Annotated in this window: 13 protein-coding genes; 9 read left to right on the forward strand and 4 right to left on the reverse strand. The window is 55.2% G+C overall.

Annotated elements, in window-relative coordinates; all coding sequences use genetic code 11:
• Positions 1 to 4 precede the first annotated feature (4 nt).
• Positions 5 to 859: a substrate-binding periplasmic protein gene (locus LG297_RS08080; RefSeq protein WP_404426407.1), complete on the reverse strand. Its 855-nt coding sequence runs from the start codon at positions 857 to 859 to the stop codon at positions 5 to 7.
• Positions 860 to 1,001: 142 nt separating this feature from the next.
• On the opposite strand from LG297_RS08080, the gene LG297_RS08085 reads away from it, so the two are divergent.
• The 3 genes from LG297_RS08085 to LG297_RS08095 all read left to right on the forward strand — a co-directional run bounded on the left by LG297_RS08085 (position 1,002) and on the right by LG297_RS08095 (position 3,988).
• Positions 1,002 to 1,535 (forward strand): gamma carbonic anhydrase family protein, encoded by a 534-nt coding sequence (locus tag LG297_RS08085; RefSeq protein WP_404426936.1) that lies wholly within the window; start codon positions 1,002 to 1,004, stop codon positions 1,533 to 1,535.
• Positions 1,536 to 1,672: 137 nt separating this feature from the next.
• On the forward strand, positions 1,673 to 2,572 hold the full coding sequence (locus tag LG297_RS08090; RefSeq protein ID WP_404426408.1) for a DMT family transporter: 900 nt from the start codon (positions 1,673 to 1,675) through the stop codon (positions 2,570 to 2,572).
• Positions 2,573 to 2,767: 195 nt separating this feature from the next.
• On the forward strand, positions 2,768 to 3,988 hold the full coding sequence (locus tag LG297_RS08095; RefSeq protein ID WP_404426409.1) for a cytochrome-c peroxidase: 1,221 nt from the start codon (positions 2,768 to 2,770) through the stop codon (positions 3,986 to 3,988).
• 2 nt (positions 3,989 to 3,990) lie between these two features.
• On the opposite strand, the gene LG297_RS08100 is transcribed toward LG297_RS08095, so the two are convergent.
• On the reverse strand, positions 3,991 to 4,866 hold the full coding sequence (locus tag LG297_RS08100) for an NAD(P)-dependent oxidoreductase (protein WP_404426410.1): 876 nt from the start codon (positions 4,864 to 4,866) through the stop codon (positions 3,991 to 3,993).
• Positions 4,867 to 4,937: 71 nt separating this feature from the next.
• Positions 4,938 to 6,740, reverse strand: a complete 1,803-nt coding sequence (locus LG297_RS08105) for a PHA/PHB synthase family protein (protein WP_404426411.1) — start codon at positions 6,738 to 6,740, stop codon at positions 4,938 to 4,940.
• Between the two features lie 325 nt (positions 6,741 to 7,065).
• On the opposite strand from LG297_RS08105, the gene LG297_RS08110 reads away from it, so the two are divergent.
• From LG297_RS08110 to LG297_RS08130, 5 genes are all read left to right on the forward strand, one after another.
• Positions 7,066 to 8,478 (forward strand): OmpA family protein, encoded by a 1,413-nt coding sequence (locus LG297_RS08110; RefSeq protein WP_404426412.1) that lies wholly within the window; start codon positions 7,066 to 7,068, stop codon positions 8,476 to 8,478.
• 137 nt (positions 8,479 to 8,615) lie between these two features.
• Positions 8,616 to 9,857 carry an LL-diaminopimelate aminotransferase gene (locus LG297_RS08115; RefSeq protein WP_404426413.1) on the forward strand — a complete coding sequence of 414 codons (1,242 nt, stop codon included), beginning with the start codon at positions 8,616 to 8,618 and terminating at the stop codon, positions 9,855 to 9,857.
• Positions 9,858 to 9,981: 124 nt separating this feature from the next.
• Positions 9,982 to 11,286 (forward strand): homoserine dehydrogenase, encoded by a 1,305-nt coding sequence (locus LG297_RS08120; protein WP_404426414.1) that lies wholly within the window; start codon positions 9,982 to 9,984, stop codon positions 11,284 to 11,286.
• A gap of 137 nt (positions 11,287 to 11,423) precedes the next feature.
• Positions 11,424 to 12,383 carry a class II fructose-bisphosphatase gene (glpX, locus tag LG297_RS08125; protein ID WP_404426415.1) on the forward strand — a complete coding sequence of 320 codons (960 nt, stop codon included), beginning with the start codon at positions 11,424 to 11,426 and terminating at the stop codon, positions 12,381 to 12,383.
• Between the two features lie 134 nt (positions 12,384 to 12,517).
• The gene (locus tag LG297_RS08130; protein WP_404426416.1) at positions 12,518 to 13,810 is read left to right on the forward strand and encodes an Hsp70 family protein; all 1,293 of its coding nucleotides are present in this window, start codon (positions 12,518 to 12,520) and stop codon (positions 13,808 to 13,810) included.
• A 14-nt stretch (positions 13,811 to 13,824) separates the two neighbouring features.
• Here the strand turns inward: LG297_RS08130 and LG297_RS08135 are convergent, their stop codons facing one another.
• Positions 13,825 to 14,142 carry a hypothetical protein gene (locus LG297_RS08135; protein ID WP_404426417.1) on the reverse strand — a complete coding sequence of 106 codons (318 nt, stop codon included), beginning with the start codon at positions 14,140 to 14,142 and terminating at the stop codon, positions 13,825 to 13,827.
• 203 nt (positions 14,143 to 14,345) lie between these two features.
• Here LG297_RS08135 and LG297_RS08140 point away from each other — a divergent pair, with 203 nt between their 5' ends.
• Positions 14,346 to 14,882, forward strand: a complete 537-nt coding sequence (locus tag LG297_RS08140) for a peroxiredoxin (RefSeq protein WP_404426418.1) — start codon at positions 14,346 to 14,348, stop codon at positions 14,880 to 14,882.
• The last annotated feature ends 18 nt before the right edge of the window (positions 14,883 to 14,900 follow it).

Below are 14,900 nucleotides of genomic sequence, written 5' to 3' on the forward strand. Positions count from 1 at the left end.
CCAGCTATTCTGTCGGTTGCGGCCCGTCCGGATATTTCGCATCGTCACTGGCGGGCCAGTATCGGGCATGGACCCGGGCGATAAAACCTTCTTCACGCAGGTCCGTGACGATTTTCGATATCTGGTCGGTCTGGCTCATCAGCGGGGAATTGCGCGATACCGCAATATGGATGTCATTGTGATGGTCGGGGCGAAATGCGGCCTTCTCGATCATATCGCCAAGATCGTTGCGCCGGATTTCAAAATCGACATTGGCGTCCGAGCCGACAATGACATCGACACGGTTTGCCTCCAACATGCGCAACAACAGCATTTCGCTGCTGGCTTCGAATTTGTTCAGGGATCTGTCGCTGTCGAACGGCTCGAAATAGCGGGAATCAACGACGGACCCGATAGCAAGTGTCGACAGGTCTTCATATCGGAAAATATCGGTCTGCCCATCCTGACGGACATAAAATACCGGGCTGACGCGGCTGTAGGCAGGTTTGATGTAGAACGCGAATTTTTCACGTTCTGCGGTGTAGGCAAAGCTTGAAAGAACGTCGATATCGCCTTCTTCAAGCATTTTAAGGCATCGCCGCCAAGGGCATGGGTGAAGCACCAGAACCTTGCCCATTCGGTGCGACAGTTCGGTCAGGATACCCATGTCGATCCCGTGTTGTCCCGATGCGTCTTCGATTACAAACGGTTCCCATATCGAAAAGGCGGCATGCAATTGTCCGGGGCGACCGGGGGCTGACTGCGCGCGGGCATCCCTGGCGATTGTGACACCCCATATGATAATGAGCGCAGCCAGCAGAATGAAGCCGACAAGCTGCCTGGGGGCTTGGGAGCAGTCAGATTTCCGGTTTGCGGGCATGATCACGATTTGGATGAGAACGGGGTTTCCATATCCACATGTTAGAATTTAAACTAACAAGTCAAGATGCCGCGATTTTCCCGGTAACGGGCAAGTGCAGCGCCAGTGAAAACCGATCCCACAATTGAAAGGTCGCCAGACCATGATCCTGACCTATCGCGGGGTGCGCCCCACCATTGATGAAACGGCTTTTATCGCGCCGAATGCAACAATCATCGGCGATGTTGAAATCGGGGCGGAAACCGGGATCTGGTTTGGCTGTGTCATTCGGGGCGATGTCCATGAAATACGCATCGGATCGCGCACCAATATTCAGGACCTGACCATGGTGCATGTCGCCAAGGGAAAGTTCGGCACCTATATCGGCGATGATGTGACGATTGGCCATTCCGCCGTCATCCACGCCTGCACGCTTGAAGACAGAAGTTTCGTCGGCATGAGCGCCACGGTGATGGATGGCTGCGTGATTGAACAGGGGGCGATGCTGGGAGCAGGTGCGCTTTTGGCGCCGGGGAAACGCATCCCGGCGGGCGAACTTTGGGCCGGTGTTCCGGCGCGCAAAGTGCGTGACCTGACGCAGGAGGAAATCGAATTTTTCAAGGTATCGGCAGACCGTTATGCCGATCTGGCGCAGGAATATCGTGTGACAATTCCCAACGATCTTAAATCCGGCTGACAATCGGGATTGCCGAACGTGAAGGATCATCTTGCCTGCGAGGGGATGCTGCGCTAGCAAGCAATTCATAGACCCATAAAACCATATGAACAGGCCGCGCGCCACCACGCCCGGCGACCAGGAAGCGGAACCGGGAAATGATGCGTTGGCAGGCGAATGCCGTAATCGTCTTTGTGGCCCTGATCTGGGGCACGACTTTTGTCGTCCAGCAAACCGGCATGGACAATATCGGCCCGCAATATTTTACCGGTGTGCGGTTCCTTTTGGGGACGCTTGTCGTGTTGCCGTTTGCCCTTCGTGAATTGCGCAGAATGAAGCGCGAAGGACGGGCGCTTTCGAGGGCCGACAAGCTAGGCCTGATCTTTACCGGTATTTCGATGTATCTGGCGAGCATTCTGCAGCAGATCGGCATCATGGATACCACCGTAACCAATGCTGCCTTTCTGACAGCGTTTTATGTGCCGTTGGTGCCGGTTCTGGCGTTCATGGTGTTTCGGGCAAAGCCGCATTGGTCGGTCTGGCCGGGCGGGATGATGTGTGTTTTGGGCACGTATCTTCTGAGTGGTGGTAACCTGTCGGCTCTTGGGGCCGGTGATTTCTGGGTGATGGGAAGTGCGCTGTTCTGGGCCGTTCAGGTGGTGATGATCGGTGTGATGGTGACACGGACCAACGCCCCGGCACTGGTCGCCACGGTTCAGTTTTTTATTACCGGTCTGCTTGGCATGGCGATGGGCGGGATGCTGGAAACCTTCAGCTTTGCCGATATCCATAATGCCGGGTTTGAAATCCTCTATGCCGGGATCATGTCAGCCGGAATTGCCTTTACCCTTCAAGCCGTTGCACAAAATTATACCGAGGCTGCAGATGCCGCGATCATCATGAGTGCCGAGGCGGTATCTGCGGCAATTGCCGGGGCCTTCTTCCTTGGTGAACGTCTGGCGCCTGCCGAATATGCCGGTTGCGGGGTGATCCTTGCCGCGATTATCGGTGTGCAGTTGGTTCCCATGATGGGACGGCGTCCGAAGATTGCGATCTGACCGGAATTATCGGGCCGGGACCATTGACCTTTGTCAAGGCAGGGTGCAATTACATTGTTGTAAGTGATTATTGGTCGCGATGATGTGGCCAGTATTGAATGCCGGATATCGACGATGCCTGTCTTGCCGCTTGTTATCAGTTCCCCTGTCCGAAGGTTTCTCCGTCCTGGTTGTGTTTTCGCAACCATGATGCTGATGACCGTTGCCAGCGGTGGCTGGGTTGGCATCGCACGGGCGGCGGATGGCATCACATCGCAGAAATCGCCTGCTGCATTACTGGCCGAACTGGCAAGCAATACATCGCCGTTTGCCGATAAGGCAGCCTTGGGAGAGGCACTTTATTTCGATACCAATCTGTCAAAAAACAGAAGCCAGGCCTGTGCGAGTTGCCATGAACCGACAACCGCATTCCGCGATCCGCGTAGCGAGATAGCCAAGGGCGCCTTTTCGCTTGGTGATGACGGGGCATCGCTTGGTGATCGCAATACACCCATGGCAGCCTATGCGAAATTCGCACCTGATTTCCATTTCAAGGAAGACGGTACGCCGGTCGGCGGGCAGTTCTGGGACGGGCGGGCAAAGGATTTGGCCGAACAGGCAGGGGCCCCGCCGCTAAATCCGGTTGAAATGGGGATGCCGGACAAGACAACCGTGGTTGCGCGCCTGCAGGAAGATGACGATTACGTTGAGAGCTTCAAGGCGCTGTTTGGCGATGATGTCTGGCGCGATACGAATGGGGCCTACGGGGCGATGACTGATGCGATTGCCGCGTTCGAGCGCACCGATCAGTTTTCACCGTTTGATTCGAAATATGACCGCTTCCTGCGCGGGGAATACAAAATGACGCCGCAGGAAGAACTGGGTCGTGTGCTTTTCTTCTCGCAGCAATTCACCAATTGCAATGTGTGTCATCAGTTAAAAACCTCGCCGACGGCAGAGGGCGAGACATTCACCAATTACGAATATCACAATATCGGTGTGCCGCGGAATTTTGCCGTTCGTACGGAAAATGGCAAAGACCCGGATTTTACCGATAACGGCCTTTTGGATAATCCGGCGATTGATGATGTTGCGCACAAGGGCAAATACAAAACGCCGGGGCTTCGCAACGTTGCCGTAACCGGGCCGTATATGCATAACGGTGTGTTTGCCGATCTTCGTACCGTGATCAAGTTTTACAACAAATACAACAGCCGTGCGAAATCGGCCCAGTTGAACCCGGAAACCAAACAGCCGTGGGGCGATGCCGAAGTTCCCGAGACCATTTCCCTTAAAGAGCTGGAGCAGGGGGATGCCCTTGATACCAAGCGCATAGATGCGCTGGTGGCGTTTCTTAAAACCCTGACCGATGCGCGTTACGAACCGCTTCTGGCCGAGCAGGAAGAAGCGGCCATCGCGGCAAAGAAGAAAAAATAGGCTTACCTGCCGCGGATGGTTTCGAGCACCGCACTTTGTGCAAGGTCGCCAAGCCCGGCTTCGATGGCGCGGTCAAACATTTCGGTCGCGGACCGTCCAACCGGCAGATCAAGACCAAGTTCATCGGCAAGCCACATGGCATAACCGGCATCCTTGGCGCGTAACGCGGTGGTGAAATGGATGCCTTCGTTATGGTTGCCGCTGATCATGCCGGGCATGGTCATGACACCGGTGCGGCTGGCGACGGCGCCATTGGCAAATGTTTCGGCAACCAGATTTCCATCCAGCCCGGCTTTTTGGGCGACTGCAACCAGTTCGGCGGCAGCCGCGATGTGAACCGCGCCCAAAAGATTGTTCATCAGCTTGTAAACCGTGCCCGATCCGATCGGTCCAAAATGCACGATCCGGTTTGCGACGGCTTCCATGATCGGGCGGGCCTGTTTAAGGACAGCATTATCTGCACCGATCAGAAACATGGTTTCGCCCGCGGCAACCTGTGCCGGAACGGCGGTGACCGGTGCATCGATATAAAGGTAGCCTGCGGTCATGATCTTTGCCGACAGCTCCAGAACGAAACCGTGCGAAAGCGTGGAACATTCGATGGCAACTGCGCCCGGCATCATGGCACCCAGCGCACCGTTTTTGCCCAGCCAAACGGTTTCAGATGCAATATCGTCGGCCATGAAGGATATGACAGCGTCAACGTCGCTTGCGGCCTCGGCCGGTGTTGCGCAGGCAATCGCCCCCTTGGCAACAAGCGGATCAACTTTGGCTGGGCTGCGATTCCAGACCTTGACCGGATAACCCTGTTCCAGCAGTCGGGAAATCATTGCAGATGCCATGCGGCCGGCACCAAGGAAACCGATTTTCTGTGTCATGGTAATATCCTTCGGGCAAAGAAACGGCCCGCCACCTCGGGCGGGCCGGAAATTCCAGTTGTGACGGATGATCAGGAAAGCTGCACTTTGACATATTCACCCGGTGCCGGGCCAAGCACCTTGAGCTTGCCATCGCCGGGGTTACGCGCTGCGACCTGCTCGCCCGAACGGCGGCTGATCCAGTTTTGCCAATCGGTCCACCATGATCCTTCATGCTGGACCGCCTTGGCGAGCCAGTCATCGGGATTGGCGGGATTGCGGTTATAAGTCCAATAGCAATATTTCTTGGCTGCAGGCGGATTGACCACACCGGCAATATGGCCCGATGCCGAAAGGACGAATTTCACCTGGCCTGACATCAGTTGCGTTCCGGCATATGTTGCCTGCCATGGGGCGATGTGATCCTCGCGGGTGGACAGGAAATAGACCGGGATTTTGATATCGCGCAGGTCGATCTTTTCGCCCAGGATCGTAATGCCGCCGGGTTCACGCAGCAGGTTGCTGTTATACATATTGCGCAGATAGAAGCTGTGCATGGCTTTTGGCATCCGGGTCGAATCGGAATTCCAGTACAGCAGATCGAACGGGAAGGGGTCCTTGCCCAGCATGTAGTTGTTGACGACAAACGACCAGATCAGATCATTGGCACGCAGCATGTTGAACGACATCGCCATATCGCGACCGTCAAGATAGCCTTCTTTCGACATGCGGTTTTCAAGGCTTTCGATCTGTTTGTCATCGACAAAGACCGACAGTTCCCCTGATTTTTCAAAATCGATCAGGGTGGTGAAGAAGGTCGCGGACTTGATGCGTTCGTCCCCCTTCTTCGCCATGTAAGCCAGTGTGGAAGCCAAAAGCGTCCCGCCAAGGCAATAGCCGATCGCGTTGATGTCGTTCTCGCCGGTCGCCTGTTCGATCATATCAAGGGCGGCAAGAACGCCGTCTCGTGCGTAATCCTCAAAGCTTTCTTCGGCCAGTTTGCTGTCCGGGTTGACCCATGACAGCACGAACACCGTGTGTCCCTGTTCGACAGCCCATTTGATGAAGGAATTTTCAGGTCGCAGATCAAGAATGTAATATTTGTTGATCCATGGCGGCACGATTACCAGCGGGCGTTTGGCGACCTTGTCGGTTGTCGGCTTGTATTGCAGCAATTCCATCAGTTGTGTCTTGCCGATTACCGATCCCTCGGTGGTGGCGACATTCTCGCCGATTTTAAAGGCGTCCAGATCGGTCATTTTGATCTGAAGCTTGCCCTTGCCGCGTTCCAGATCATCCAGAAGGTTGCCAAGACCCTTAAGAAGGTTTTCGCCACCACTTTCGATGGTGGCGCGCAGGACTTCCGGGTTGGTCATCATGAAGTTGGTCGGTGAAATCGCATCGGCGAACTGGCGGGTATAAAATTCGACCTTCTGGGCGGTTTTGTCGTCCAGCCCGTCGACATCATGCACAACATTCTGCATCCATTGCGACGACAGCAGATAGGATTGCTTGATGAAATCGAAAAGTTCATTGTTTTCCCATGCCTCGTCGCGGAAACGGCGATCCCCTTTTTGCGGGGAGACAACGGGCTCGGATTCCTGACCCATCATCCGCATCGTGGTGTTATGCCAAAGCGTATAATATTGCTGCCACAAATCCATTTGAGCTTCGACCAGCTTGGCCGGATTTTGCATCATATGGGTGGTCAGTTCGACAAAGGCCGAGCCGATATTAAGCGGATCGGGGTCGGAAATTTCCGGGTCTTCTGCCTGCTTGGTCAGAAAATCAGAGACAAGTCTTTGACTTCTCTCGGCGATTTCTGCCATTGCTGTTGACAGTTCCTCGGGATCGGGAAGACGAATTTCGGTTTCTTTGGCCTGTTGATCGTTCATGGCGCATTCCCTTATGATACCGCCGCCGGTGCATCGGAACATAAAGCAGGAAATTTGATCTTTGCGATATCGCAATCCTTTTCCCGTTTTATGATCCAATGCCCTCAAACGGCGTGTCGGGTTGAAACTCTGCTTGATCCCAAGCTTATCATGGTCTTAGCCTAGCCCGCTGATGAGGGGTAATACAAGAATTATAAGGTGACGGATTTGTCGCAATCTTCAACGGCAACGTCGCATAAAACATAGTTTGGAGCAGCGAAATCAAATGGGCGTTCTGAAATCGACGACATGGCGGTGGTCGGAGCACGGATCCGCGAAAGTTAAATTGCGGCCCTTGCTGCATGCCGGGTCGGCGCTTGCTGTTGTGCTGATGCTGGGCGCCTGTTCATCGGTCCCGGATGCAATCAATCCGGTCGAGTGGGGAAAATCGATTGGGGATGCGTTTGACGGCGACGATGAAGCTGCTGCCAAGTCGGATCAACCGATTCCGGGGGAAGACGAGGATTATCCGCGTCTTGCCAATACACCAGCCAAGCCGGTTGTAACCGGCGATGCGGAACGTGACGCGCTGGTTGCCGGGCTTGCTGCGGATCGTGCCAATGCGCAATATACCCAGTCGGGCCGCCGTCAAAGCACCCCGCCGGTCAATGCGCTTCAGCCCGAAGCACCGGAAAATGAGGATGCGGATCAGCCGGTCATCACCCCGGCACCAACCGCATCGGTAAGCAGCAGTGCGATGGCCGAACCGGAAGTACAGGCAGCCGAAGCTCAATCGACTGCAACCGAGGCACGGGAAACAGTCGAGTCAACGGCAAAGTCAGCTGAAACCAAAGCTGCTGCTACTGCAGGTGCTGCCGGAGCTGCGACCAGAAGCGCTGTAACCTCGGCACAGTCGGGTTCAAGAATTGCGGATGAATGGAGTGCCAAGGCACCGGCTTCCGGCCCGATACCGACCCCGGCACCGGTACCGGAAAAACCGGATGTTCTGAAATCTGATGCAGCAAAAGCTGGCGCTGCGGGTGCTGCGGGTGCGGCCACGGCGACATCCGGAAATGATAATGAGCCGACCGAGTCTGCGGAAGCATCCCGAACTATGCAGAATAACGATCCGGTAATGAATCAGTACAACAGGCGCCTTGCCGAAGGTGAGGGCGTGTTTGCCAACGACCCGACACCGGGCTCCAGCCCTGCTGCGCAGACAGAAGCCTTCGATTATTCGGTTTATTCCGATAACGGGTCGGTGATTGTCGATGAAAGCCAGCTTGGCGGTGGCGGCAATGCCTATTTGTCCGATTCTGCCATGCCCTATGCTGAAACCGCGAACGAAGTTCTGGCGGCCCGCCTTGGCGTGCGTTCTGTCGATACGCTGGGACCAAGTGTGAATGGTGTCCAGATTGCCCAGATCCAGTTCGGACATGGTTCATCGAACCTGTCGGGCACGGATAACAATGTTCTGAACCAGGTTGCCCAGGCGTGGCGTCAGACCGGCGGCATCCTGCGCATTATCGGTCACGCATCGATGCGTACCGCGAATATGAGCCTTGAAGAACATATGGCGATCAACCGTCAGGTTTCCGAACGGCGTGCCTCGGCGGTAGTGTCGCAGCTTGTGTCTCTCGGTGTTAACCCTGATGCGATCTTTGTCGGGGCCGATGGATCGGCTGATCCGCGCTATTATGAAGGCGTTCCCGACGGTGAAGCCGGAAACCGCCGTGTTGAAATCTTTATGGATTATTGATCCTAAAAAAGGTACATCCTTCGAATTGTACGGCGCGCCACCCGCATTTTGTCGTGTGGCGCGCAATTTTTATCAATTCGACGATCCGGTTTTCGCAGAAAATTCGAAAATCGGCGAAGTGACGAGGATGTAGGATAATGTCCCAGGAATTCCACCGCATAAAACGTCTCCCGCCATACGTATTTGCAGAAGTAAATGCGATGAAAGCGGCAGCACGGCGAGCGGGAGAGGACATTATCGATTTCGGGATGGGCAACCCGGACCCGGCCACGCCACAACATATCGTCGACAAGCTGGTTGAAACGGTCCAGAACCCTCGCACGCATGGTTATTCCATGTCGCGCGGCATTCCCGGCCTGCGCAAGGCGCTGGCGGCTTATTACGGGCGGCGCTTCGGTGTGGATATCGACCCGGAAACCGAAACCGTTGTGACGCTGGGCTCCAAGGAAGGGCTTGCCAACCTTGCCGCGGCCATCACAAGCCCGGGCGACATCATTCTGGTGCCCAACCCGTCCTATCCGATCCATGCATTCGGTTTCATCATTGCCGGGGCGGCATTGCGCCATATTCCGATTGGCCATGACGAGCAGGGCGAATTCAACGCCGAAAGCTTTATGGAGCAGCTTCATCGTGCGGTGAAACATTCGGTCCCGAAACCGAGTGCGGTGGTCCTGAACTTCCCGGCCAACCCGACATCGCTGGTGGTTGACCTTGATTTCTATAAGGAAGTTGTCGATTTCTGCCGGGCGCAGGAAATCTATATCCTGTCGGATATCGCCTATTCGGAAATCTATTTTGATGGCAATCCGCCACCGTCGATCCTTCAGGTCGAAGGTGCGAAAGATATCGCCGTTGAATTCTATTCCCTGTCGAAAACCTATTCGATGGCGGGATGGCGTATCGGTTTTGCGACTGGCAATAAAAAGCTGATCAATGCGCTGACGCGTATCAAATCATACCTTGATTACGGTGCGTTTACCCCGATCCAGGTGGCGGCAACCGCGGCATTGAACGGCCCGCAGGATTGTGTCGAGGAATTCCGTAACCTGTATCGTGACCGTCGCGATATCTTTATCGAAGGCATGCAAAGTGCCGGATGGAACATTCCGGTCCCGGCGGCGACCATGTTTGCCTGGGCTCCGATTCCCAAGGCATTTGAAGAACTGGGATCGCTTGATTTCTCCAAGCTTCTTTTGCAGGAAGCAGGTGTCGCCGTGGCCCCCGGTCTTGGCTTTGGCGAATATGGTGATCGCCATGTGCGTATCGCGCTTGTTGAAAACAAGCATCGCATTCGGCAGGCCAACCGCAACATCAAGGCATTCTTCCAGAAATATCCCGATGCAGAATCTGCACGTGAACTGTTGAAGAAATCTGTCTGATATTCGATAAAGCATTCTATGTTTCGCCCGGGACATGTCCCGGGCGAAGTTTTGTGTGCGCACCGGATGTTGTAAAAGACTCCGTCACCTATGCGCAAATCCAACCACGGCATGAGGAGTTATCGTGCAAAACGTCGTAAAGATCGGTGTGGCAGGCCTTGGTACGGTCGGTGCCGGAACCGTTAAACTGCTGAGTGAACACCGGGATAATCTGACGGACCGTTCCGGTTCGCCGATGATTGTCACAGCAGTATCGGCGCGCGATCGAACTCGGGACCGTGGTTTTTCGACCGAAGGCATTACCTGGTACGAAGACGCCCGCGATCTTGCAACGGACAAGAATGTCGATGTGGTTGTCGAAACCATCGGCGGTTCGGACGGCATTGCCTATGACGTCTGCAAGGCAGCACTTGAAAACGGCAAACATGTTGTGACCGCGAACAAGGCGCTGATCGCGCTGCATGGCGTCGAACTGGCTCATATTGCGGACGCAAACAACGTTACCATCGCATATGAAGCCGCCGTTGCAGGCGGCATTCCGGTGATCAAGGCACTGCGCGAAGGTTTGGCAGGCAATGTCATTTCACGTGTGACCGGCATTCTGAACGGAACGTGCAACTATATCCTGACCACCATGCGCGAACAGGGCCGCGACTTTGCCGATGTTCTGGCCGAGGCGCAAAAACTTGGCTACGCCGAAGCCGATCCGACATTCGATGTCGATGGCATCGATGCCGCCCACAAGCTTGCGATCCTGACCAGCCTTGCCTTTGGGGTCGAGGTGGACTTTGACGCGATTGCCGTTGAAGGCATCCGCAGCGTTTCCGCACTTGATATCCAACTGGCCGAAGAACTTGGCTATCGCATCAAATTGCTGGCGATTGCCAAACAGACGCCGGAAGGAATCGAACAGCGCGTTTCACCGGTTCTTGTGGATCGCAATACCCAGATTTCAAAGGTCGAAGGCGTGTTTAACGCCGTCGTGCTGGAAGGCGATTATGTCGGACCGGTCGTCCTGCAGGGACGCGGTGCGGGGGAACGCCCGACGGCATCGGCCGTGGTTGCCGATCTTGTCGATATTGCAGCCGGGCGGAATGCACCGGTGTTCGGTGTTCCGGCAGATCGCCTGAAAAAGAACGTGCGTGCGTCGCTCGAAAAGCATGTCGGGCCTTATTACCTGCGTCTGATGGTATGGGATCGCCCCGGTGTGATGGCCGAGGTCACCGCGACCCTCGCCAAGCATGGAGTGTCGATGGCGTCCATGATCCAGCATGGCCGGGCCGAGACCGAAGGCGGGGTTGTTCCGGTGGTGTTTGTCACCCATGAAACCACCGAAGCGGCGATGTCCGGTGCGCTTTCCGATATTTCGGCATTCGAAAGCAATTCGCAGCCACCGGTCCTGATGCGGATCGAAGGATTTACTTCGTAACAAAACAAAAAAAAGACATATGCGCCTCGCAGGTATAATACCGCGAGGCGTAATTATAAGTCCCGGACCAAACGGGACGCGCCGGGAAACAAAGAGACGGGGCCCCCAGACCCCGCGTTAACGACGAGGATGAAGTTATGGATCGAAATCTCGCGCTTGAAACCGTTCGTGTTACCGAAGCCGCGGCACTTGCCTGTTCCGGGCTTATGGGGCGCGGTGATGAAAAGGCCGCCGATCAGGCCGCAGTCGACGCGATGCGCAATGCCCTTAACAGCATGGATATTCGCGGTACCGTCGTGATCGGCGAGGGTGAACGCGACGAAGCACCGATGCTGTTTATTGGCGAAGAAGTCGGTTCGGGTGAAGGCCCGGAAATCGATATCGCACTTGATCCGCTTGAAGGCACGACCATCTGCGCGACCGGCGGTCCGAACTCTTTGGCTGTTGTTGCCATGGCAGAAAAGGGCGGGTTCCTGAACGCGCCGGACACCTATATGGACAAGATCGCCGTTGGTGGTGGACTGCCAGATGACGTTGTCGATCTTGATGCCAGCCCGGCCGAAAACCTGAAAAGCCTGGCGGCGGCAAAGGGCTGCGATGTTTCCGATCTGGTGGTTTGTATCCTTGATCGTCCGCGTCATCAGGAGATCATCGCCAAAACCCGCGAAGCCGGTGCGCGCATCATGCTGATCGGGGACGGTGACGTTGCCGGTGTTATCGCAACCTCGCAGAAAACATCGGGTATTGATCTGTATATGGGAACCGGTGGTGCGCCCGAAGGTGTTCTTGCGGCCGCCGCCCTTCGTTGCATCGGTGGGCAGTTCCAGGGACGTTTGGTCTTCCGCAATGATGACGAAATCGCGCGCGCCAAAAAATGGGGCATCGAAGACCTGACCCGTAAATACAAACTGACCGAACTTGCCAAGGGCAATGTCATGTTTGCCGCAACCGGTGTGACCGATGGTGCGATGTTGCGTGGTGTACGTCGTTTTGCCAATGGTGCGGAAACCGAAAGCATTGTGATGCGGTCGCAGTCGGGCACGGTTCGCTATGTCCGCGCGGTTCACGATTTCAGCCGGAAAATCTGGTACAAGTAATTCGCCAAAGCGGATCGCGAAAACGGGGGAGTGCCTTTGCGCTCCCTTTTTTCGTTTATCGCTTGCGGGCTTGGGCTGTCCGGGTTACATCCTCCGCCCCCTTGAAAATGAAACGCCTTTGCCGGAGCCGCCATATGTCCGAGATTATCGCCCTTGATTTTGGTACGACCAATTCGGTGCTTGCCGTGGCCGACAGCAACGGCAATGTGCAATCGGCAACGTTCGAGGTTGGACAGAACAGCTTCGATACCTATCGAACCATCCTGTATTTCTGGGAAGAACAGAAGCTGACCACGCCAGGTGCGCCGATCAGTCTGCAAAGCTGTTCCGGGCCGTTTGCCATGGCCGAATATCTGAAGGAAAGCCAAGATTGCCGACTGATCCAGTCGATCAAATCCTATCTGGCGTCCAAGGATTTCGAAGGCACCGAGATTTTCGGCAATGTCTATACGATCGAAGATCTGATCGCAACGTTCCTGACCCAGATACATCATCACGCGCAATACAGCCTTGGGGGCCTTGGCTATCGGGTGATTTCCGGGCGTCCGGTCGCGTTTGCCGGAACAAATCCCGATAACGATTATGCCGAAATGCGCCTTCGGGCTGCCTATGAACAGGCCGGGTTCGAGGTCGAGGCCATGGTGTTCGAACCCTTGGCGGCAAGCTATTACTACGGCCGTCAGCTTGACAAACCCGAAACCGTTCTGGTCGCCGACTTTGGCGGCGGGACCAGCGACTTTTCGGTGATCCGCTTTACACCGGGCATGGGCATTCGCGGGGTAAAGGCGCTATCGCATACCGGTCTTGGCATTGCGGGCGACAGTTTTGATTACCGCATCATTCAGAAAGCCATCTGGCCGCGTCTTGGTTTTGGCAGCGAATATCGCACGATGGGGGCGGCATTGCCGGTCCCGCGCCAGTACTACACGGCGTTTTCGCGCTGGCATTACCTATCTATGATGCGCCAGCCCAAGGTGATCAACGAAATCCGAAGCCTGATCCGGACTGCCGAACAGCCCGACGATATCGAAGATCTGGTGACGATCATCGAAGAAGAACTTGGGTTCCATCTGTATCAGGCGGTGTCAAAAGCCAAGGCAGAGCTTTCAAGCGAGCAAAGCACGATCCTGCAATTCAACCATGCCGGTGTCGAGATCGAGGAACGCCTGACACGTGCCGATTTCGAAGCCGCGATTGCGCCTGATATCGCCGATATCGAAAAGGCCGCCAAGCTGTGTCTTGAACAGGCCGGCATTCAGCCGCACGAGGTTTCGCGCGTTTTCATGACTGGTGGTACTTCTTATGTCCCGGCCGTGCGTCGCCTGTTTGAAGAGGGTTTTGGCAAGGAACGGGTCGAAATAGGCCAGCCGTTCCTGTCGGTTGCGCACGGTCTCGCATTGATTGCAGCCGATGAAGGCATTGTTTGATCAAGTCTTGCGTTCTAGCAACTGAAACTGCCCTGGCATTGGGTTTCAAGCAGGATGACGGCGACCGTGATCAGGACAAACCCGATCACGCCAAGCCCGTAAAGCCAAAGTGATTTCGGGTGATTTTTTAAAATCCATGGCAGGATGCCGCCCATCAGGCACAGTACCGGAAATGACAGAACGGCAAAAAACAGAAACCAGGTCAGGTTGTTTTCGTCCGATCCCGGTGCATCGAATATCATCGGCGAAAACATGACAAGCGGGGCTGCCATCAGTGCGCCCAGAATGGAAAGGACAGTCAGTCCTATCCGCAATCCTTTTCTATGATCCATTGCGCGTACCCGTTTTTTGTTTATCCCGGCAGTCTGCACAGCTTTGGCGTGTATGCAAGCGATTGCGGGCAGGCGCATGTTTTTCACAATGCGAAATCGTCGCTTCTTTTGTCGCCGATTGATCACGCCTATCTTCAGAATATGAAGGGTTGGGTATTGTCCGACCTATCAAGTCCGGCGACCTGTTTCAGGGAGGATGATCAATGAGTTCGGAAAGTGATGCACATATTGTTGAACGGCTGACGGGGCAAATCCTGCCTTCTTTTGCGTTGGCGGCAACCAATGATCAGCCGGTTGATCTTGCGACCCTGAGTGGGCGCACGGTAGTTTATGCGTATCCCCGCACAGCCGAACCTGACAAACCATCCCTCGCAGGCTGGGATGAAATCCCCGGTGCCAAGGGATGCACGCCGCAATCCTGTTCGTTCCGTGATCACGCCAAGGAACTGTCGGCTGTTGGCGTGGATCATCTTTTCGGGCTTTCCAGCCAGGCGACCGACTATCAGAAGGAAGCGGCCGAACGGCTTCATCTGCCATTTGCGCTTTTGTCCGATGCCGATCACCGGTTCAAGGAATCGATGGCGATGCCCGATTTCGTTGCTGATGACATGCGGTTGTTTAAACGCCTGACCATGATCATTGATGACGGACGTATCAGCAAAGTTTTCTATCCGGTTGATGCCCCGGCCGAGGATGCCGAAAATGTTTTGCGTTGGTGCCGGGATAATCCGCGGGGCTGACGTGGAAGGGGAATTCGA

The organism is Thalassospira australica, from assembly GCF_044790785.1.
Classification (GTDB): domain Bacteria; phylum Pseudomonadota; class Alphaproteobacteria; order Rhodospirillales; family Thalassospiraceae; genus Thalassospira; species Thalassospira australica_A.

Bases quoted from the DNA above. Each gene is read 5' to 3' on its own strand.
- LG297_RS08085 (WP_404426936.1), top strand. From the start codon at position 1,002: ATGATCCTGACCTATCGCGGGGTGCGCCCCACCATTGATGAAACGGCT.
- LG297_RS08140 (WP_404426418.1), top strand. From the start codon at position 14,346: ATGAGTTCGGAAAGTGATGCACATATTGTTGAACGGCTGACGGGGCAA.
- LG297_RS08100 (WP_404426410.1), bottom strand. From the start codon at position 4,866: ATGACACAGAAAATCGGTTTCCTTGGTGCCGGCCGCATGGCATCTGCA.
- glpX (WP_404426415.1), top strand. From the start codon at position 11,424: ATGGATCGAAATCTCGCGCTTGAAACCGTTCGTGTTACCGAAGCCGCG.
- LG297_RS08105 (WP_404426411.1), bottom strand. From the start codon at position 6,740: ATGAACGATCAACAGGCCAAAGAAACCGAAATTCGTCTTCCCGATCCC.
- LG297_RS08135 (WP_404426417.1), bottom strand. From the start codon at position 14,142: ATGGATCATAGAAAAGGATTGCGGATAGGACTGACTGTCCTTTCCATT.
- LG297_RS08095 (WP_404426409.1), top strand. From the start codon at position 2,768: ATGACCGTTGCCAGCGGTGGCTGGGTTGGCATCGCACGGGCGGCGGAT.
- LG297_RS08130 (WP_404426416.1), top strand. From the start codon at position 12,518: ATGTCCGAGATTATCGCCCTTGATTTTGGTACGACCAATTCGGTGCTT.
- LG297_RS08080 (WP_404426407.1), bottom strand. From the start codon at position 859: ATGCCCGCAAACCGGAAATCTGACTGCTCCCAAGCCCCCAGGCAGCTT.
- LG297_RS08115 (WP_404426413.1), top strand. From the start codon at position 8,616: ATGTCCCAGGAATTCCACCGCATAAAACGTCTCCCGCCATACGTATTT.
- LG297_RS08090 (WP_404426408.1), top strand. From the start codon at position 1,673: ATGATGCGTTGGCAGGCGAATGCCGTAATCGTCTTTGTGGCCCTGATC.